Origin of the sequence: Vibrio sp. Vb0598, from assembly GCF_033338935.1 — a bacterium.
GTDB classification, from domain to species: Bacteria; Pseudomonadota; Gammaproteobacteria; order Enterobacterales; family Vibrionaceae; genus Vibrio; species Vibrio alginolyticus.
This window is the reverse complement of sequence record NZ_JAWOTP010000007.1, coordinates 36,965-56,307: the sequence shown is the minus strand read 5'-3', so window position 1 is coordinate 56,307 and position 19,343 is coordinate 36,965. Positions and strand designations below refer to the sequence as shown.

16 protein-coding genes and 1 pseudogene are annotated in these 19,343 nt (G+C 45.5%); 12 read left to right on the top strand and 5 right to left on the bottom strand.

What is annotated here, in order from left to right:
- The first annotated feature begins 1 nt into the window (after nucleotide 1).
- On the top strand, nucleotides 2-1,366 hold the full coding sequence (locus R7Q38_RS09450) for a TrkH family potassium uptake protein (protein WP_239939084.1): 1,365 nt from the start codon (nucleotides 2-4) through the stop codon (nucleotides 1,364-1,366).
- Nucleotides 1,367-1,613: 247 nt separating this feature from the next.
- Complete coding sequence (gcvA, locus tag R7Q38_RS09445) at nucleotides 1,614-2,540, top strand: transcriptional regulator GcvA (protein WP_047103923.1); 927 nt, start codon at nucleotides 1,614-1,616, stop codon at nucleotides 2,538-2,540.
- 93 nt (nucleotides 2,541-2,633) lie between these two features.
- Here gcvA and R7Q38_RS09440 read toward each other — a convergent pair whose 3' ends face one another.
- Complete coding sequence (locus tag R7Q38_RS09440; RefSeq protein WP_238852894.1) at nucleotides 2,634-4,370, bottom strand: BCCT family transporter; 1,737 nt, start codon at nucleotides 4,368-4,370, stop codon at nucleotides 2,634-2,636.
- 319 nt (nucleotides 4,371-4,689) lie between these two features.
- Between R7Q38_RS09440 and R7Q38_RS09435 the strand changes: the two genes are divergently transcribed.
- From R7Q38_RS09435 to R7Q38_RS09410, 6 genes and pseudogenes are all read left to right on the top strand, one after another.
- Nucleotides 4,690-5,877 carry an aromatic ring-hydroxylating oxygenase subunit alpha gene (locus tag R7Q38_RS09435; protein WP_005385883.1) on the top strand — a complete coding sequence of 396 codons (1,188 nt, stop codon included), beginning with the start codon at nucleotides 4,690-4,692 and terminating at the stop codon, nucleotides 5,875-5,877.
- A gap of 1 nt (nucleotide 5,878) precedes the next feature.
- Nucleotides 5,879-7,315, top strand: coding sequence for an aldehyde dehydrogenase family protein (locus tag R7Q38_RS09430; protein WP_005385881.1), 1,437 nt, complete (start codon nucleotides 5,879-5,881; stop codon nucleotides 7,313-7,315).
- A 142-nt stretch (nucleotides 7,316-7,457) separates the two neighbouring features.
- Nucleotides 7,458-7,619, top strand: a pseudogene (locus tag R7Q38_RS09425) (rubredoxin); the annotation flags it as partial.
- Nucleotides 7,608-8,891, top strand: a complete 1,284-nt coding sequence (locus tag R7Q38_RS09420) for an NAD(P)/FAD-dependent oxidoreductase (RefSeq protein ID WP_239939086.1) — start codon at nucleotides 7,608-7,610, stop codon at nucleotides 8,889-8,891. The pseudogene R7Q38_RS09425 and the gene R7Q38_RS09420, both read left to right, overlap by 12 nt.
- 12 nt (nucleotides 8,892-8,903) lie before the next feature.
- Entirely contained in the window at nucleotides 8,904-10,220 is a 1,317-nt protein-coding gene (locus R7Q38_RS09415; protein WP_239939085.1) for an NAD(P)/FAD-dependent oxidoreductase, read from the top strand.
- The gene (locus R7Q38_RS09410; protein WP_005375208.1) at nucleotides 10,217-10,567 is read left to right on the top strand and encodes an ethanolamine utilization protein EutQ; all 351 of its coding nucleotides are present in this window, start codon (nucleotides 10,217-10,219) and stop codon (nucleotides 10,565-10,567) included. The genes R7Q38_RS09415 and R7Q38_RS09410 overlap by 4 nt, the downstream gene beginning before the upstream one ends.
- 226 nt (nucleotides 10,568-10,793) lie before the next feature.
- Here R7Q38_RS09410 and azu read toward each other — a convergent pair whose 3' ends face one another.
- From azu to norR, 4 genes are all read right to left on the bottom strand, one after another.
- Nucleotides 10,794-11,246, bottom strand: coding sequence for an azurin (azu, locus tag R7Q38_RS09405; protein ID WP_005375211.1), 453 nt, complete (start codon nucleotides 11,244-11,246; stop codon nucleotides 10,794-10,796).
- Nucleotides 11,247-11,581: 335 nt separating this feature from the next.
- Nucleotides 11,582-12,232, bottom strand: coding sequence for an HAD family hydrolase (locus R7Q38_RS09400; protein WP_005385872.1), 651 nt, complete (start codon nucleotides 12,230-12,232; stop codon nucleotides 11,582-11,584).
- A 268-nt stretch (nucleotides 12,233-12,500) separates the two neighbouring features.
- Nucleotides 12,501-13,019 (bottom strand): hypothetical protein, encoded by a 519-nt coding sequence (locus tag R7Q38_RS09395; RefSeq protein WP_005375218.1) that lies wholly within the window; start codon nucleotides 13,017-13,019, stop codon nucleotides 12,501-12,503.
- A 398-nt stretch (nucleotides 13,020-13,417) separates the two neighbouring features.
- A complete protein-coding gene (gene norR / locus R7Q38_RS09390) occupies nucleotides 13,418-14,950 on the bottom strand; it encodes a nitric oxide reductase transcriptional regulator NorR (RefSeq protein ID WP_239938526.1) in 1,533 nt (510 codons plus the stop codon).
- Between the two features lie 190 nt (nucleotides 14,951-15,140).
- Between norR and norV the strand changes: the two genes are divergently transcribed.
- The 4 genes from norV to R7Q38_RS09370 all read left to right on the top strand — a co-directional run bounded on the left by norV (nucleotide 15,141) and on the right by R7Q38_RS09370 (nucleotide 19,244).
- Nucleotides 15,141-16,643 carry an anaerobic nitric oxide reductase flavorubredoxin gene (norV, locus tag R7Q38_RS09385; protein ID WP_017821263.1) on the top strand — a complete coding sequence of 501 codons (1,503 nt, stop codon included), beginning with the start codon at nucleotides 15,141-15,143 and terminating at the stop codon, nucleotides 16,641-16,643.
- Nucleotides 16,644-16,651: 8 nt separating this feature from the next.
- The gene (gene norW, locus R7Q38_RS09380; RefSeq protein ID WP_239932438.1) at nucleotides 16,652-17,800 is read left to right on the top strand and encodes an NADH:flavorubredoxin reductase NorW; all 1,149 of its coding nucleotides are present in this window, start codon (nucleotides 16,652-16,654) and stop codon (nucleotides 17,798-17,800) included.
- A 42-nt stretch (nucleotides 17,801-17,842) separates the two neighbouring features.
- Nucleotides 17,843-18,181, top strand: coding sequence for a DUF1971 domain-containing protein (locus R7Q38_RS09375; protein ID WP_005375231.1), 339 nt, complete (start codon nucleotides 17,843-17,845; stop codon nucleotides 18,179-18,181).
- A gap of 184 nt (nucleotides 18,182-18,365) precedes the next feature.
- Nucleotides 18,366-19,244: an NAD(P)-dependent oxidoreductase gene (locus R7Q38_RS09370; RefSeq protein ID WP_017821261.1), complete on the top strand. Its 879-nt coding sequence runs from the start codon at nucleotides 18,366-18,368 to the stop codon at nucleotides 19,242-19,244.
- Nucleotides 19,245-19,343 lie beyond the last annotated feature (99 nt).

Genomic DNA, 19,343 nt, shown 5'->3' with positions numbered 1-19,343 from the left:
CATGGTTTTGTGGCATCCCTCTATTATCCCAATCGAGCGAAAACCCAAAGCGGGCAAAAAATTGTTGGGCGCACCGCCATTAATACTTAGCCTCAGCTTTGCGTGCTTGATCATGCTCGGCACGGTCTTACTCAAACTGCCGATTGCCACCACAGAGCCCATCACTTGGATTCAAAGCCTGTTTACTGCGACATCGGCCATTACGGTGACGGGATTAGTTGTGGTGGACACGGGCACGGCGTTTACGCCTTTTGGGCAAGTGGTTATTGCTTTCCTGATTCAATGTGGTGGCCTAGGTTTAATGACGTTTGCCATCGTGACCTTGCTGGCTCTGGGCGGAAAAATTGGCTTTTTGGAGCGAGCCGTCGCGAGAGAGGCGTTCAACCAAACTGACTCGTCGACACTCATTGCCACTGCTAAATCTGTATTGATGTTCGCTCTGCTCGTTGAACTTATTGGTTTTACTATTTTGAGCGTTTATTGGAGTGAAGAGCTGGGCTGGAAAACCAGTCTGTTCCATGGTTTCTTCTACACCATCAGTGCGTTTAACAATGCAGGTTTTGCGTTGAGTGCCGATAGCTTAATGCCTTACGTGGACGACCCGGTCGTTAACTTCACCATTACCAGTTTGTTTATTATTGGTGGTTTAGGCTTCTCGGTTTGGATTGACTTAAAACGCAATCGCCGTTGGCATCGACTCACCGTTTACAGTCGAATGATGATCTTAGGCACGATGATCATTAACGTGGTGGCACTTATCGCGATTTATCTGATTGAATATGACAACCCCAACACGCTTGCCCCGTTGAACGAAGCAGGGAAATGGTGGGCATCGTGGTTTCAAGCGGTGACGCCAAGAACGGCAGGGTTCAACACTTTAGCTATCGATCAGTTGGAAGATGCCACAACGGCGATCATTCTGGTGTTGATGTTTATCGGCGGTGGTTCATTGAGTACGGCAAGTGGCATTAAAGTTGTGACATTTATGGTATTGGTCTTGGCAACTTACAGCTATTTGCGTCGCGATGAAGCAACCTATGCATTTCAACGCGAGATTCCCAAAGAGACCATCTGCAAGGCATTGGCGCTGACTCTGATCTCGGTGGGGGTGACTTGGTTTGCCATATTCACGCTGTTACTGACAGAGAAAGCGTCTATGTTAGATATTATGTTCGAAGCGGTCTCGGCACTGGGTACGGTTGGGTTATCGCGAGGCTTAACGGGCAGTTTGTCCGAACCAGGTGAGTTAGTGATCATCTTCATGATGTTTATGGGACGATTAGGGCCTCTTACATTAGCGTACTTCTTAACCAGTCCAAGAAAGAAAAAAGCGCGTTACGCGAGTACTAAACTGGCAATAGGGTAAATGGGCTAACTCGTACAAAGTGAGCAAAAGGCTAGGCAAAAGAGGAGTAACTGCTCCTCTTTTTGTGCTCGTTGTAGCCACGAAACTGTATACGGCAGTCTCTCTCACAACAATTTATGATTCATCTCTATTTTTTATCATTTATAAATTGTCGTTTTTGAGGTGTTGTCCAGAATGGCATTATCCACGTGCAACATAAGATTGCCGGGAATAAAAATAATTACAATACTGCCTTACTGGAAGATACATGAAAATCAAACCTCTCCCACCTTTAAATAGCCTCGTTGCGTTTGAAGCGTCGGCGCGGCACTTGAGTTTTACGTTAGCCGCTGACGAGCTAAACGTGACCCAAGGTGCTATCAGTCGCCAAATTAGACAATTAGAAGAATACTTAGGCAAGGCTATGTTCACGCGAGCCAATCGAAGCATTAATTTAACGCCTACAGGTCTTCAATACTATCAAGCTGTCAGCCAATCTTTGCTCGATATTGCTCAAATCACGGGTGAAGTGAAGAAGTGGCAGGGCGAACAAAAGATCACGGTTGCGACGACAAATGCAATGGCAGCCTTGTGGTTGTTGCCTAAGGTTGCTCAATTTCAAAATGAACATGATGACATCGATATAAGGATATTGGCCTCAGATAATGTGTTGGACTTACGCCGATTAGATTGCGATATCGCCTTGTTTTATTGTCGCACTCCACCTGCGGAAATGGACGTGACAACGCTATTTTCAGAAGAAGTATTCCCTGTGTGTAGCCCGCTTTATCTAGAGAAAATCGGCCAGCCTAGTGAGCCAGAAGAAATCTTCAATAAAACGTTACTCTATCTGGAAGAGTCCCAAAGAGATTGGGTTAATTGGGAGCAGTGGTTTGCGAGTGTAGGATTGCCAAATATTTCGCCTCGTAATCGCATGAACATCAATAACTATCCAATGCTGTTACAAGCGGCAATTAATGGTCAGGGAATCGCGTTAGCCTGGGGGTCATTAGTGGACGACTATTTACAAAGCGGTGCTTTAGTTAGGCCAGTCGAACACGTGCTTTCAACACCTTCCAATTTCTCTATGCTTGAACCTAAAAATAGAGGTTTAATCCCAGCAAGCGTCAAGCGTTTTAGAGAGTGGCTTTTGCAACAGTTGCCAGATGAGGTGGGTGATCGAGGTTTAGCCTAAATCAATAAGCAGAGAAAATAACAGAGTTTGGTCATGTTAAAAAGCGGGAGTACCAGTTCCCGCTTTGTTTTAATTGATTGATGAAACGACGCACTAACTTAGTACTGGTCCCTGATTGAGTGTGGAATCATCTTTTAGTGAGGATCTTGAAGCGATAGGCTGGGAAGCCACAGTTTTGCTTTCAACAAGCGGTTCAACAGGACCATCAAGTTTCTCTTGCTCTGGGTGAACATGCTCTGGAAGCATTGCCCATGGCTTAGGTTCGCGTCGAATACTATGAAACAGCGTTAAGCTCATCACCGCGATAAAAATGGCGATAGGGAAACCGGCAATAATGGAGGCCGTTTGCATTGCTTTTAACCCTCCTGCGTATAGAAGTACTCCCGCAATGGCCGCGATCATGATCCCCCACAATACGCGTATAGAGGTGGGAGGCTCACTGTGCCCAGCGGCATCGAGGGTACATAGAACCAAGGTACCCGAGTCTGCGGAGGTAATGAAATAAGTACCGAGTAATAGACACGCAAGCACGCTAAGTAGTTTACCAAACATACCTGTATCTAGATTGTCGAATAGCGTAAACAAAGCGCGTGTCGTATCGGCTTTAGTCGCTTCAAGAATCGGGCCGCCAGAAAAATCCGCAGGTGGTGTTTGTTTGGCTTCTTGTGCCGCAGTGACTTGCTCTTGATGAGCAACACGAGCGTCTTGCTCTACCTTCAACGCTGCACCACCAAATACTGAAATCCATAAGAATGTGATCAGCGTGGGTACGATGAGAGCACCGCCGATAAGCTCACGTATTGTGCGTCCTTTAGAGATACGAGCTACAAACATGCCAACGAAAGGCGCCCAAGTCATCCACCAAGGCCAGTAATAAGCCGTCCACCAGTTTTGCCAGCCAGAGTCATTCTGTGCATCGCTCCATAAGCTCATACCGACAATGTTTTGTGCATAAAGCCCCGTGCTTTCAAGTAGCGTATTTAAGATATAGCGAGTTGGGCCAATATAAAGTACGACCAGCACGAGTGCGAGTGAAAGCAGCATGTTCCATTCTGATAAACGGCGAATACCTTTCCCTACACCAGATAGCACCGACGCAACCGCACAAGTACAAAGGGAAACGATAATAAAGAGTTGAATCCCCAAACTAATGTCTAGACCAAAAGCTTGATTCAAACCAGAGTTTATTTGGATAACTCCCATCCCCAAGGTTTGAGAGATACCGAAAGCAGTCACCGCGACTGTTAGGATATCAACCGTGTGTCCGATAGGCCCATAAATACGATCACCAATCAAAGGGTACAAGATAGAGCGTAGGGTAAAAGGCAGATCTTTACGGTAGGAAAAGTAAGCTAATGCGAGTGCAACAATGATAAAGACAGACCAAGGATGTAGACCCCAGTGAAAGAATGTCAGTTTCATTGATGTTGTTGCGGCTTCATTGGTCAGGCCTTGAGTAAATGGGTTGTCAGCGTAATGCCACATCGGTTCGGCGACCGACCAGAAAATCAAGCCTATCCCCATGCCTCCGGAAAAAAGCATGGATACCCAAGACAAATAACTAAACTCTGGTTTTTCGTCATCTTTACTCAAACGAATATGCCCATATCGACTAACCATAAGGTAAAGAAGAAAACCGACAACGAGTGAAACAAGTCCGATGTAAAACCACTTCATATTCTGTAGCAAAATGCCGGAAATCGTTTCGAAGTATTGGCCCGCTTGATTGGCGAGAATGGCGCAGAAAAGTACAAAACCGATAACGACGATCTTTGATGCGATTGTCACAGTCGGATTGAGTCCTTTCAATATCCCAGATGTTGCTCTCATAGGCATCCCTCACAGTGCGTTTGTTTTAGCGTTATTGTTTGTTGCGTTATTGTTAATTTTTGAAAGAGAGTAGAGAGAGGGCTTTTGTGTTTCAACTGATTAATACTCATCGGTTAATGAGTATTAATCATGACAAGAAGATCATTGTTAATTAAAAGGTTATTTTTTTGTTCGAGATCAATGCATGAATGACAAAAACTCATCCAAGCCCGGCGAAAAAGTCGTTTGTTTGTTGCCGGGTTGTTAATCAAAATCATCTCCATTAACACAACACGATGTTGTACGCACTGGATGCAACTCGACTCTCGGAGATAAGAATATGAGCAATGTCAACCAAACCATTATTCCTGTTGAACTTGTTGATAATGTACTGAACCCAATCAGTGAAGCAACAGGAATGCCGAATCAGGCCTACACCAGCGAAGAGTATTTTACTTTTGAGCGTGATCAGGTGTTTGGTAACACTTGGGTATGTATTGGTTTTGCATCAGACCTGCTTAAAAATGGTTATGTAATGCCACTTGATTTCATGAATCTTCCACTACTCATGATGAGAAATCGTCAAGGTGAAGTCCAAGTTTTCCACAACGTATGTAGTCATCGTGGTATGAAGCTGGTGCATGAGGCAGGCGAAGTTCAAGGCATGATTCGTTGTCCTTACCATTCATGGACGTACGATCTTGACGGCAATCTAAAAGGCACACCACACATTGGTGGTATCGCAAAACACAAAGATGACCGATTTAAGTGTGAAAAACATGGCCTTAAGCCACTTCGTTCAGCCGTTTGGATGGACATGGTATTCGTCAACTTATCGGGCAATGCAGAAAGCTTTGAAGAGCATATCGCGCCGCTAGAGCAACGTTGGCAGCAGTTCTTAGGTGAAGATGGGTTAGGTCTTCTTCGCCGCGTGAACATGGGTGGCAACTTAGAGATCGAAGTAAAAAGTAACTGGAAGCTTGCCGTAGAAAACTACTGTGAGGCTTACCACTTACCTTGGGTGCACCCGAGTTTGAACAGTTATTCTCGCCTAGAGGATCACTACAACATCATGTTTGCAGAGCGCTTTGCTGGTCAAGGTAGTCTCGCGTACAACCTCTCTGATACAGCAGGAACACACTTACCTAAATTTCCAAGCTGGCCAGAAGATAAACTGCGTCATGCAGAATACGTTGCACTCTTTCCAAACGTGTTGCTTGGTATTCAAGCCGATCATGCCTTTGCAATGATGATTGAACCAATCACTGCGAATAAAAGTGTTGAGCACCTACGTGTTTTCTATGTGGGTGATGAAGCAACGAAAGATGAGTTCGCTGCGTGCCGTACTGCTACCGTTGAGTCATGGCGAGTCGTATTCGGCGAAGATATTGGAGCGGTCGAGGGCATGCAGGAAGGTCGTTACTCACCTGGCTTTGGTGGTGGTGTGTTCTCACCAGAAATGGATGTTCCGACGCATTTCTTTCAAACCTGGTTGGCAAAGCAAGTGAAAGCAGCACTGGAGCAGTAATATGATGCATTACCTTAATTATATTGATGGTGAGTGGTGCGATTCAGAGCAAGCGCTGACCGTCATGAACCCTGGCACAGCCGAAGCGTATGCGACGGTTGCAGAAGCCACTATCACCGATGCAGATCGCGCAATGGCAGCGGCACGTCGAGTAGTCAATCAAGGCGTTCTTTCGGACGTTCGTCCAGCCGTCAGAACCGAGTGGATGTTAAAAGCCGCCGCGGCTATTCGTGAAATGGTTGATGAAGGTGGGCTAGTTGCCTGCCGTGAAAATGGGAAATCTTTGCAAGATGCCAAAGATGAGTTTTTAGAATCGGCACGTTACTTCGAATACTACGCTGGCATGGCCGACAAGCTGGAAGGCACGTCAATTCCGTTGGGTAAAGATTATGTCGATTTCACCCAATATGTGCCGTTTGGTGTGTCAGTGCAGATTGTGCCGTGGAATTTCCCAGTTTCTATTTGTGCACGCTCATTAGCACCTGCATTAGCTGCTGGTAACGCAGTGGTGATCAAATCGCCAGAGATTTCCCCACTCGCTATGACGTTGTTGATTAAAGCGATTGAAAAAGCGGGCTTCCCAAAAGGCGCGATTAACTTGCTATGTGGCAAAGGCTCCGTAGTTGGCAGCCACTTGGTGCAGCATCAAGACGTTGATCAAATTGTCTTTACAGGTTCTGTGCCGACCGGCCAACGCATACTGAAAGATTCAGCGCAACGCGCCACACCATCTGTGATGGAGCTGGGTGGTAAATCGGCCGCTATCGCACTGAAAGATGTGAGTCTCGAAACGCTTTTACAAAGCGTTCAAGTCGGTATTTTCTTTAACGCTGGTCAAGTTTGTTCGGCAATGTCTCGTTTGCTAATTCAAAAAGAGCGTTATGAAGAAGTAAAAGCGGCGGTAGTGAAAATGGCGCAAGACCTAACCATTGGTCAAGGTGAAAGCCAGCCTGATATAACACCGTTGGTATCGGCTGATCAACAAGCGCGCGTGCTTGAAATGATAGAACAAGCAAAAGCCGACGGCGCGAACATCCTAACGGGTGGCTACGCCCCTGATTTGTCGGGTTACTTTGTGGCACCGACGGTGATTGAAGCCTCACCAGATATGCGTATTGCTCAAGAAGAAGTGTTTGGTCCTGTACTGGTAATTACGCCGTTTGAAACCGAGCAAGAGGCCGTTGAAATCGCGAATGGCACCGATTTTGGCCTAGTCGCTGGTGTCTTTGGTGAAAGCCTAAACCAAACATTGCGTGTGGCACAGCAACTGCGTGGTGGACAAGTGTTCATCAATGAATGGTTTGCTGGTGGCATCGAAACACCATTTGGTGGCGTGGGCTTGTCCGGGTTTGGGCGAGAAAAAGGACAAGAAGCGATTTATAGCTACGTCCAGACACGCAATATTGCCATTCGTTTGCAGCAAGACAGCAACGTATAGCTACCGTGTAACTGTATTTTCATCACCTCGTACCGGCTTGGATTTCAGACCACAAGCTAGGGCGAGGTTGATGGAATCACAACAAATCTGACAGCGGTTTGTAAACACGGAAATTCTGAACAAGGTAGTTGGAGTATAAGTGATGAGAAAGTGGCTCTGTATTATTTGCGGCTTAATCTATGATGAAGCACAAGGTTGGCCATCCGATGGTATTGCACCAGGAACAGCATGGGAAGATGTACCGGATGACTGGTTATGTCCTGACTGTTTAGTGGGTAAGGCCGATTTTGAAATGATCGAAATCACCGACGATGCGCCACTAGAAGAGGTTGCAGCGGTGTCTTCGGCGTCGGTAGAAGCGTCTGTTCAGCCAAATACTGCTCAGCCTCTTCCATCTGAAGTTACTCAACCTGTATTCTCAAATGACCCTATCGTTATCATCGGTAGTGGCCACAGTGGTTACCAGTTGGCGGCGGCACTTAGAGCGCAATCTGAGACGGTTCCGATCACTGTCTTTACCGCTGATGATGGCGCTTTGTACAGCAAACCAGCATTGTCTAATGCACTGGTCATGAATAAAGACGGCGACGCGCTACAAAGTGAGAGCGCGTTGGAGTGGGAAAGCCGTCTCAATATCCGAGTTTACCCGCATACCCGTGTTGAACAGATCGATCGTGCCAATTCAACGTTACATACCTCCATCGGTAAATACGCCTACAGCCGCTTGGTACTGGCAACAGGTGCATCACCGATTGAAATCCCAATTGAGGGCGATCGCTCTTGGGTTATGAGTGTGAACGACTTAGTTGATTACCGCCGTTTCAGAGCGGAGCTGCAAGACAAAAAGCGCATCGCGATCCTAGGTGATGGCTTAATTGGCTGTGAGTTCGCAAATGATCTGATCGAAAGCGGTTATGAAGTAACAGTTATCGGGTTGGGTCAATGGCCAATGGAGCGTTTGATCCCGCAACAGTTGGGTGAATCATTACAAAGCGCACTTGCCGATCGAGGCGTGCAATGGGCTCTACAAGACAGTATCGCCAGAATCGAGCCAAGGTCCGAATCAAGCGCGGTTTTGCATCTAAACAGTGGCAAGCAGATTGAAGCAGACCTAGTGCTAAGCGCGGTTGGACTCAAGCCAAATGTTTCTCTGGCTGAGCGCGCGGGGCTTGAAGTAGGCCGGGGCATTAAAGTGAATCAATTCGGCCAGACGAGTGATGAGAATATTTACTCGCTAGGTGATTGTGTTGAAACTGATCACGGGTGGCAGCCCTATATTGCGCCGATTAATCAAATGGTCCCTTCTGTAGCGAAAAGCTTGCTAGGCGATGTCGCCCCTATCTCGTTAACACCAACTCCAGTGATTGTAAAAACGCCGATTCTTCCACTCACGATTTTCACGGTAGCCGCTGAAGAACAGGGACAATGGTACATCGAGACCCAAGCAGATGAATTGACCGCTGCGTTTTATTCACCAGAAGGAGCAATGCTCGGTTTTGCGTTGCTAGGAAGAAAAGTACAGTCATTACGCGGCCCTTGGCTAGATCAATTGTCATTGAAACTGTCAGCAGCGTAGCGGAGAAAAAAGATGATTCATTTACCCAATGATGACGTGACGTGTGGTTGGTACCATGCGTTGCCAAGTATTCCAGAAAAATCGGCGTTAAAAGGTAAACAAAGTGCTGACTATGCCGTGTTAGGTGCCGGTTTCGCAGGCCTAGCTATGGCAAGACGTTTAGCTGAACTTATGCCTAATGCACGAATTATACTAATTGATGCGCAACGTATCGGCCAAGGGGCTTCAGGGAGAAATTCGGGCTTTGTGATCGATTTGCCTCATAAGTTTTCACTTGAGCATCCCGACCCTGAGCACAAACAAAAGTTATTGTCGCTCAACCGTTCTGCGATTGCTCAGCTAGACACTTTAGTGTCGAAGCACAGTATTTCTTGTCAGTGGTCAGCAAAGGGCAAATATCAAGGAGCCGTAGGGGCGCGCGGTGAAGCATATCTCGATCACTTTGAGCACCTAATGAAAGACCTTGGCGAACCATACTTCCATGTTAATGGCAGTGAGCTGGCGAAAGTCTTGGGAACCAACTACTACAGCCGCGCAATTTACACGCCAGGTGGTTATTTAATGCAACCTGCTGCTTTGGTGCGTGGGCTAGGGGAAAGCCTTCCAGAGAACGTCGAGGTGTTAGAGAACTCGCCAATCCGCAAGCTCAGTAAAGAAAACGGTTGCTGGGTATTACATGGAGATAGTGGCTCTGTTGAAACCCCTGAACTGCTGCTTGGGACCAGCATTTTTACTCGGGAGTTTGGTTATCTTAAAAACAGACTACTTCCAGTGATGACGTTTGCAAGCTGGACGCGTCCATTGACCGACGCAGAAATGCAACGATACGGAGGTGAGCTGAATTGGGGGTTAACTCCAGCTGATCATGCGGGAACGACGTTACGTATGACCGCCGATCGACGTATTTTGATCCGCAATACTTACAAACACGTGCCGAAATATGGCTCAAGCATGAACGATAAAGCCAGAGAACAAATTCTCGACGATCATCGTCAGGTCTTTCTGGCGCGTTATCCCGAGCTGGCCGACGTACCATTTACTCACACATGGGGTGGGGTGTATGCCATCTCTCGTAACTTTACTAACTTTTTCGGTCAATTAGATGAAGGTGTTTATGCCAGCGCTTGTGACAATGGTGTTGGTGCTGCGTGGGGAACCATTTCTGGAACACTGTTAGCTGACTATGTCGTTGGTGCGACATCTAAATCATTGGATGACATACAGCAAGTGACAGGAATGCCTTGTTTGAATCCGCCAGAGCCTTTTTTAGGTTTGGGAGTAAAAACGCGTATCCAATTAGCAAAATGGCAAAGCCGGAGTGAATTATGAAGCAAGTCAAACTTGTTGATAGTAAAAGTCTAGATTTCAATGTTCGTGGTGATACGCCGGGAATGGCGTATGTTGCCAGGGCGTTAAGCCCAGAAATTTCACCAAACATTGGCGTAGGCTTTGCTAAATGGGAAGGCGCTAAAGTGGCTTGGACAGTGCTTTATGATGAAGTTATTTTCGTGATTGAAGGCTGTTTCGAGCTGACCGCAAATGGTGAAACACATTTTGTGCACCCAGGTCAGATGCTGTGGATACCGGAAGGAACTGAATTGGTTTATGGTGGGCATGCTCTGTTCGGCTATGTGGTTCATCCAGGAAACTGGAAAGAGTTACATGGTATTGAATGACTTTTATCATTTAGTAGTGTCTCGGAAAGGCAAAACAAAAATCCGATTTTTACCCATGAGTTTTCGTAAAAGAACTTAATCTCAATGGAGCAAGGGTTTCATACTTGCTATGTTTCTTGGTCACGTTTCCAGACGTGTTAGACCTTTATCAATTGCTATTTTATCTATCAAAAAGGGAAGCCTTGGCTTCCCTAGAATGAGTCTTCTTTTGGCTTGGCTAAATCTTTTATTTTAGCTCAAATTTACCCTGCATGATTGCCCAGTGACCCGGGAATGAACAGAAGAATGAATAGTCACCGCCGGCTTTCATTTTCTCAGTACTGAACGTAATGCTGGTGCTTTCACCGCCACCAATTACTTTTGTGTGAGCGTAGACGCGATCATCATTTGGTTTTACGTAGTTATTTTCTGCTCCAGCTGCCATGCCATCAGTACCGACTGCTTGTAGGTTGGCTGTGTCAGAGATGACCACGTTGTGACCCATCGATTGCGCTGGCATCTTACCTGTGTGATTCAGCGTTAGTTTTACCTCTTTACAAGTGGCTGGTACGCTCAATGTTTTAGTAGAAAACTGCATCATATCGTTAGCATCTAATGACACTTCACACTCGGCACTGGCTTGGGCACCAAAGCTCATTCCTACTAATGCGAAGGTTGTTGCTAATAAACGTAAAGACATATAACACTCTCCATTTTGTATTTTAGGCTGACTTGGATTGATCTTATCCAATAGTTCTCATTATCAGCCAATTTTCACTCCAAAAACGTGCTTCAATCGGTATATTGACGTTTTGTTGCAAGCTTGTACTGGTCAGTTCCGCTATTTGATCACTCAAATGCCTTATTTCATGCGATTGCGTGAGTTAAATCAAAAGTCGTGATTAGCCAGAGTTAAGGTGAAAATAATCTCTCTAAACGGGTGGCAGAATTGTTTGGTTTTACGGTATTGGAGAGGTTTCAAGAAAGAAGCTCAGCTAAATTGCTGAGCTTCTAGAGAACAGACGACAAGTAGGCCTAGCGAGTTTGCTTTAACGTGTGCAACACATCATGCAGTGAAGGTGCGACAGTATGGCCTAATTGCTTTATTTCGTCACAAGGCTCAACCAAATCAGGAATTTGATAAGTGATCATGTTCGCTGCTACCGCAGCACGTACGCCATTATTTGAATCTTCAAAGGCGAGACATTTGGTTGGATCTACGCTTAGACGACTTGCTGCAAGCAGGTAGATCTCTGGATCAGGTTTGCCGTGTGACACTTCACAGCCTGTCGTTAAGTTGTCGAAATACTTGCTTAGGCCCGCTAACTCCAACTTCTTCTGTGCCACTTCTTTTGCTGTAGAAGTGGCGACTGCAATTGGCAACCCTTGGCCTTTCAACCACTCAAGCAGCTCAATCACCCCTTCTTTTACCGGTATCGCTTGGTGCTTAACCACAGCGTCGTAACGGTCGCGCCACTCTTGGTGTAAGCGGTCAAGATCATCCCCATAAGCTTTACGAAAAATCACTTCAATGCCCGCTGCATTGCGACCAATGATTGAAAGGTAAACATCTTTATAGAAGGGTAGGTTCTGGGCTTCACATGCTTCTTGGAAAATATGCATACAGACGCGCTCAGTATCAAGGAGCAAACCATCCATATCAAAAATAGCAGCTTGGTAGTTCATTACATTAAGACTTTTTGCTTGGGATGGCGCATTTTGACACAAGCAGATCGGTTTTTCTTCTAAAAATTAGAACTTGATTTTGATCCTATGAGTTCACATTGCCTCTGAGCACACTATACACAGAGTCTATAAATTAGGTGTGAAATATAATGTTTTTAAAATTAGAAAATTTCAGTTAAATAGATAAAACTCTAGCTTAATATAAGCTAGAGTTTTATTAATATTCTATTGTTATTTTAACTATTGGATAATTTATTAATAGTTAAAATTAATAATAAAATAATACCAAATCACGATTGTTTACGACTGCATGAGTGTACCAGCTCTTGACTTCAGATATTTGTTGCTCTGATAAGCCTCCGAAGTCAACGTTATCTTGGTGAATATCTTGATTTTTTATCATAAAAACAACAGGGAAATCGTCAGGGAATGGGAATTTTATAGGATAATCGGTATTAGTGAATGGAATATCGCAGAAATCGTTTACATCGCAAGGATACCAAGAGTTATTGGATAAGTAATAACCAGTTATCTTACATATAGCTTCAAGCAAGTAAGCATAGGCGTAACCCAAGTGACTGTATTTTATCTCTTCAGACAACATTTGCATAAGAAGCTCTTCAGCTCGGATGCTTTCGCCACTACTTTCCAGCATTTCATTAATCACTTTAAAGGAGTCTTGACACCTTTCCATGATGGCTTTTTCTAGCTCTGGATTACGCTCATTCTTTAGTACGTTAAAAACCTTTTCAGTATCTAATGAATATACTGTCGCCCCATATCCCATATTTTTATTCTCCTCACTTTTATACAGTTAAATTCATTTAAGTGTTTTTATCGAAGGGATTATATTTTGATGTTTTTTGAAGGTAAAGTGTATACATAGAGGTTGTATTTATTATGATGAACTTTGAAAGTTTAGATTCTTAAAATAAATACTATATATTTAATTTTATTAGATCTGGCTCATAAAAATACCTTAACTATTATTGTGTTTATTGTTAAGGGTTATTAAATCTGTGAGGTGGTTCAAGACAATAAAATTTAGAAGAAAATACCGTCAAACTTAGGTGGCTATTCTATCTGAGCACTCAGCTCACTACTTATAGTGGGCTGAGTGAGCGGTTGGGCATCGGCTCTTTATTTGGCGATGAATATGCCATATTAGGTGATATTCGTTAGTGTCTATTTTATCCCCAGCCGTTTTGCTAATCGGTGCAAATTGCCGTTATCTAATTCAAGCTGACGTGCCGTTGCTGCCCAGTTGCCTTGGTTTTTTTCCAGAGCTCGAACAATCATCGCTTTTTGGAAGGCGTCTGTGGCAGGCTTTAATCCGCCTTCTGGTAGCTCAAGCCGAGATTTTTGTTCCGTTTTTTCAACGTTCTTGATGTTCTGATTCGGCGTTCGAATATCAAAATCTTGCTCAACTAACTCAATGTCCATGGCGTGAGTACGCGCCTTTGCCAAAACACCAGCACGTTTAATGACATGTTCAAGCTCTCGCACGTTGCCTGGCCATGAATAGTCTTTGAGTGCCTGCACCAAAGTGGGAGACAAACGAATGCTGTTCAATCCCAATTTGCTTCTTAAGCGTTCGGCGAAAAAGCCCGCTAACAACACCACATCGTCTTCACGTTCACGAAGAGGTGGAACATGAAGCGGGAAGACGCTTAGGCGGTGATATAAGTCGGCTCGGAAGCGACCAGCAGTCACTTCTTCATGCAATATACGATTGGTGGCGGCGACAATGCGTGTGTTGACTCGAATATGGCGGTCATCACCCACACGTTGGATGTCGCCGTATTGAAGGGCTCGAAGTAACTTGGCTTGCAGCTCTAACGACAGTTCGCCGACTTCATCCAAAAACAGTGTGCCGCCGTCGGCTTGTTCGAACTTACCCTTACGATTACTGATTGCGCCTGTGAATGCGCCTTTGATATGGCCGAACAACTCGCTTTCCGCGACTGACTCCGGCAGCGCCGCACAGTTGAGGTAAACCAAAGTATTGCTAGAGCGGCTAGAACGATGGTGAATAGCGCTAGCAACCAACTCTTTACCTACGCCCGTTTCTCCCATCACCAGCACAGACAATTCCGTATCGGCGACTGCATCAATCTGCTCTTGAAGATTCTTCATACCCTGAGAGTTGCCAATGATTTCGTTACTTAAGGTGCGCTTCTCGGCGTAAGAATCACGTGGCAGGCTCGCTTGTGTCTCTAGTTGTTCTAGTAGGAGTGCAGTGTGTAGGCCACCTGCTGCCAACGCGCTGACAAAACGTAACTCTTGGTTGCGTAGCCCATCAAATTGGTTGGGGTCGAAGGCGTCAATCGTAATAGCACCAATCAGTTGATCGTCGATCAGCAAAGGCAAACCAATGCAAGAATGGACATGCAGTTTGTCATCGTGGTTTGGAATCAAGCCATCGTATGGATCAGGTAAGTCGCTGTCGGAGGGAAAGCGCACGATATCGCCTGCTCGGGCAATGGCTTCTAATCTTGGGTGCTGCTCAATGGAGAAACGGCGTCCAAGGACCTCTTTCGCCAATCCATTGATCGCTAAAGGTTTAAAGTGCTGGTCTTCATACAAAAGAAGGGCAGAAGAGTCACACTTCAATACCTCTCGAATCGTGGTTAATAACGTGTCAAAGCGAGCTTGTTGAGTGAGCGCCGAGTTAAGGTCTTGCGTGATGTGTAGCCATTGCGCGATTAAAGAAGTCATAGCCAATACCGATTGTGTCAATATGACTATTGTAGTGTCTAAATGACAATTTTCAACTGTGTCTCAATGACAGTCATTAAAGTTGGGTTTCAATTAAGCTATTGAAATATATAGCAATTAGAAGTTGGCACGCCCAGTGCAATACAAGAAGAAATTATTTTTGTTTATCCCGTCATTCAAGGTAGTAATTATGACAATTCACGTAAAAAACAACATCCACTGGGTAGGTCAACGCGATTGGGAAGTTCAAGACTTCCACGGTACAGAATACAAAATGACAAAAGGTACCAGCTACAACAGTTATCTAATTCGTGAAGAGAAAACCGTATTGATTGATACGGTCGATCATCGATTCAGTCAACAATTCATCCAAAATTTAGAGATGGAAATCGACCTTAAGTCTATCGACTTTATCGTGGTAAACCATGCAGAAGAAGATCACTCAGGTGCATTGTCGGCATTGATGGAGAAAATTCCGAACACACCAATTTACTGTACAGAAGCGGCGATTGATTCGATTGTGGGTCATCACCACCATCCTGAGTGGAACTTCAAAACCGTAAAAACGGGCGACAGTATCGATATTGGTAACGGTAAGCAATTAGTCTTCGTGGAAGCACCGATGCTGCATTGGCCAGACAGCATGATGACTTACCTAACGGGCGATGCAGTGTTATTCAGCAATGACGCATTTGGTCAGCACTATTGCGATGAACGTCTGTTCAATGATGAAGTGGATCAAAATGAGTTGATGGAACAGTGTTTGCGTTACTACTCAAATATCTTAACGCCATTCAGCAGCTTGGTAACCGCAAAAATCAAAGAAGTGCTGAGCTTCAATTTGCCTGTCGACATGATCGCCACGTCACACGGTATTGTATGGCGCGATAATCCGGTTCAAATCATCGAGCAATACTTAGCATGGGCAGACAATTATCAAGAAGATCGCATTACGATTTTCTACGATTCAATGTCAAACAACACTCGAATGATGGCCGATGCAATCGCGCAAGGCATTCACGATGTCGATCCTGGTGTGGCGGTCAAAGTCTTTAATGTCTCTAAGCATGATAAGAATGAAATTCTCGCCAACGTATTCCGCTCAAAAGGCATCTTGGTTGGTTCTTCTACCATGAATAACGTCATGATGCCGAAGATCGCAGGCATGCTAGAAGAAATTACCGGTCTGCGCTTTAAAGCGAAGAAAGCCGCTGCATTCGGTAGTTACGGTTGGAATGGTGGCGCGGTGGATCGTATCCATGCTCGATTGACCGACGCAGGCTTTGAAACCGCAGTGAGTTTGAAAACCAAATGGCGACCAGATGGTAAAGCGATGCGTGAATGTCGCGAACATGGTCAAAACATCGCGAAATTATGGGCAAAGCATGACCTGACAAGTCCTGTTATTTCTCCGGCAATTGCTGCGTCTGCACCACAAGTTCAATCACAACCTGCTGCGCCAGCTACAACACAGGCGGTAGTAGATACTGCTCCTAGCAACCCTAGTACCGAGGCGCATCCTGCAGGTTGTCAATGCATGGTTTGTACGGTTTGTAATTGGGTATACGACCCAGCTAAAGGCGAGCCTAACCAAGGTGTTGAACCGGGTACAGCTTGGTCGGAAGTGCCAGATTACTTCTTGTGCCCAGAATGCCATTTAGGTAAAGACGTTTTCGTTGAATACAACGGTTAGGAGGGAATATGCAAGCACCTATTGTGATTATTGGTAGCGGCTTTGCGGCTTACCAATTGGTGAAAACAGTGCGTCGAATGGACGCACATATTCCGCTGCAAGTGTTTACTGCTGATGATGGCGCGGAATACAACAAGCCCGATTTGAGTCATGTATTCAGTAACAAGCAAACTGCCCGAGACTTGGTAGTTAAAAGTGGTGAGGCGTTTGCACAGGAACACAACATCGAACTGTTCGCCCATACCAAGGTTGAGCATGTCGACGTGCAAGCTCAGCAAGTGGTCGCCAACGGCCAAACCTATCCTTATTCCAAACTGGTGTTTGCGACAGGCGCGAAAGCCTTTGTGCCGCCAATATCTGGTGGTGCAGCACCTGAGGTGATAACGCTGAACTCGCTGCAAGAATATCAATTAGCGGAAGAGCAAATTAGCCGCGCGGAACGAATTCTAGTAATGGGTGGTGGTTTGATCGGCGTCGAGATCGCCATGGATCTCGCAACCAGTGGTAAAGCCGTTACGGTGGTTGAGCCAAATCCCCGTTTGCTCGCTAACTTGATTCCTGAATTCGTCGCATTGCCACTGGAGAACCAACTTAAGCAGCAAGGTATTCAACTTGCCTTGGAGACTGGAGTTGCTGCGATTAATCACTCAAATGATTCGCTGGTGGCAAGCTTGAGCCAAGGTAAAGCAATTGAAGCTGATGTAGTGATTTCAGCGGCGGGTTTACGTGCAAACACTTGGTTAGCGAAGGCTTGTGGGTTGAGTGTCAATAAAGGCATCAAGGTGGATGCTCGATTACAGACATCAGCAGCCAATGTGTTCGCATTAGGCGATTGTGCTGAGATCCAAGGTCGAATGATGCCGTACCTCCAACCGATCGTGCTAAGTGCCAATGCTTTGGGCAAACAACTACTGGGGCAAGAAGCAGAGTTGAAACTACCGCCTATGATGGTAAAGGTCAAAACGCCGAGCTACCCAATTCAATTGGCAGGCGATTTTAGTTCGGTGACGAACTGGAGCGTGCAGATTTCTCAAACTGGCATTGCCGCGAAAGCAGAAGATGAAAATAGCCGACTCATGGGCTTCGTCGTGACGGGAGAACAAGTTACGCAAGCATTTCCACTACTCCGAGAGTTGTCTCAAGCCGCTCAGGCTTAACCGATTTTAACGAAAAGAATTGTAATTAGAGAGGGTATCATTATGTCGCATCTAAGAATTCCTAAAGACTGGACTGTTCAACGTTCAACGCCTTTCTTCACTAAAGACAATGTGCCACCAGCGCTACTGACTCATCACAATACCGCTGAGGGAGTGTTTGGACAGCTGTGCGTCATGGAAGGGCAAGTGACTTACTACGGCTTTGCTGATGAAAATGCCACAGAAGCAGAAGTGGTGGTGGTGATTAATGCAGGCCAGTTTGCTACAAGCCCACCGCAGTACTGGCACCGCATTGAGATGAGCGATGATGCTCAGTTCAACATCAATTTCTGGTCGAACAAGGACAAGAGTGGGCAAGCGATGTTCCATGCTAAGCAGTAGTGAACCTATGTAAGTGCTTTGACTGTTACGCTAATCGTCAAGTAAAGGGGTGTAGAAGGCGCAATAAACGGACTGCAATGCAGGATCATCGAGACCGAGGAAAGAGAAATCACGAGTAATGATTTCAATTCTTTAGTAGCATGTTACGAAACATTTCAGTCAGGTGAACTAAGGGAAGCGTGCAATGGAAAAACAACGAGTAGCATTTATTGGTCTGGGTGTGATGGGATACCCAATGGCTGGTTACCTAAGTAAAGCGGGCTTTGAAACCAAAGTATACAACCGCACAAAAGCGAAAGCAGACAAATGGGCTGAAGAATACCAAGGCGTAGCTTGTGAAACACCACGTGAAGCGGCGGAAGGCTGTGACATCGTTTTTACCTGTGTGGGTAATGATGATGACGTTCGTAGCGTTGTTTACGGTGAAGAGGGCATTCTGGTCGGCTTGAAAGCGGACGCAGTGCTAGTCGATCACACGACCACTTCTGCAGACCTAGCGGTTGAGCTGGCTGAAGCGTGTGTTAAGTACGGTAATCACTTTATTGATGCGCCAGTTTCTGGTGGTCAAGCGGGCGCAGAAAATGGTGTTCTAACCATCATGTGTGGTGGTGAACAAAGCATTTTTGACCGTGTGTCTCCGGCGATGGATGTGTACGCGAAGCAGATGACGCTACTGGGTGAAAACGGTCAGGGTCAACGCTGTAAGATGGTAAACCAAATCTGTATTGGAGGCGTTTTACAAGGTCTGAGTGAAGCTTTGTTGCTAGCACAAAAATCAGGCTTGGACATTGCTCAAGTTGTAGAAACACTTAAGCATGGCGCTGCAGGTTCTTGGCAGATGGAAAACCGCGCAAATACGATGGCTGAAGACAAGTTCGATTTTGGCTTCGCTATTGATTGGATGCGCAAAGACTTAGGTTTCTGTCTGCAAGAAGCTGAGCGAGTGGGTCTAGAACTTCCACTGACTAAGAAGGTGGATGAGCAATACGCAGACCTTCAACGTGATGGTTTAGGTCGCATGGATACATCAGTACTGATCAAAGCGGTAGCTAAAAATCAGTAGTTGATGAATCAGTAATAGATAAACAGTTCTTTGGTATCAAAGAGCTTAAAGAAATCTAAGTTAATCATAATGAATCACCTTGAGCATGTTTTGTGACTT

Coding starts and splice junctions, on each gene's coding strand:
- R7Q38_RS09450 (WP_239939084.1), top strand. CDS start 2: ATGGTTTTGTGGCATCCCTCTATTATCCCAATCGAGCGAAAACCCAAA.
- gcvA (WP_047103923.1), top strand. CDS start 1,614: ATGAAAATCAAACCTCTCCCACCTTTAAATAGCCTCGTTGCGTTTGAA.
- R7Q38_RS09440 (WP_238852894.1), bottom strand. CDS start 4,370: ATGAGAGCAACATCTGGGATATTGAAAGGACTCAATCCGACTGTGACA.
- R7Q38_RS09435 (WP_005385883.1), top strand. CDS start 4,690: ATGAGCAATGTCAACCAAACCATTATTCCTGTTGAACTTGTTGATAAT.
- R7Q38_RS09430 (WP_005385881.1), top strand. CDS start 5,879: ATGATGCATTACCTTAATTATATTGATGGTGAGTGGTGCGATTCAGAG.
- R7Q38_RS09420 (WP_239939086.1), top strand. CDS start 7,608: ATGATCGAAATCACCGACGATGCGCCACTAGAAGAGGTTGCAGCGGTG.
- R7Q38_RS09415 (WP_239939085.1), top strand. CDS start 8,904: ATGATTCATTTACCCAATGATGACGTGACGTGTGGTTGGTACCATGCG.
- R7Q38_RS09410 (WP_005375208.1), top strand. CDS start 10,217: ATGAAGCAAGTCAAACTTGTTGATAGTAAAAGTCTAGATTTCAATGTT.
- azu (WP_005375211.1), bottom strand. CDS start 11,246: ATGTCTTTACGTTTATTAGCAACAACCTTCGCATTAGTAGGAATGAGC.
- R7Q38_RS09400 (WP_005385872.1), bottom strand. CDS start 12,232: ATGAACTACCAAGCTGCTATTTTTGATATGGATGGTTTGCTCCTTGAT.
- R7Q38_RS09395 (WP_005375218.1), bottom strand. CDS start 13,019: ATGGGATATGGGGCGACAGTATATTCATTAGATACTGAAAAGGTTTTT.
- norR (WP_239938526.1), bottom strand. CDS start 14,950: ATGACTTCTTTAATCGCGCAATGGCTACACATCACGCAAGACCTTAAC.
- norV (WP_017821263.1), top strand. CDS start 15,141: ATGACAATTCACGTAAAAAACAACATCCACTGGGTAGGTCAACGCGAT.
- norW (WP_239932438.1), top strand. CDS start 16,652: ATGCAAGCACCTATTGTGATTATTGGTAGCGGCTTTGCGGCTTACCAA.
- R7Q38_RS09375 (WP_005375231.1), top strand. CDS start 17,843: ATGTCGCATCTAAGAATTCCTAAAGACTGGACTGTTCAACGTTCAACG.
- R7Q38_RS09370 (WP_017821261.1), top strand. CDS start 18,366: ATGGAAAAACAACGAGTAGCATTTATTGGTCTGGGTGTGATGGGATAC.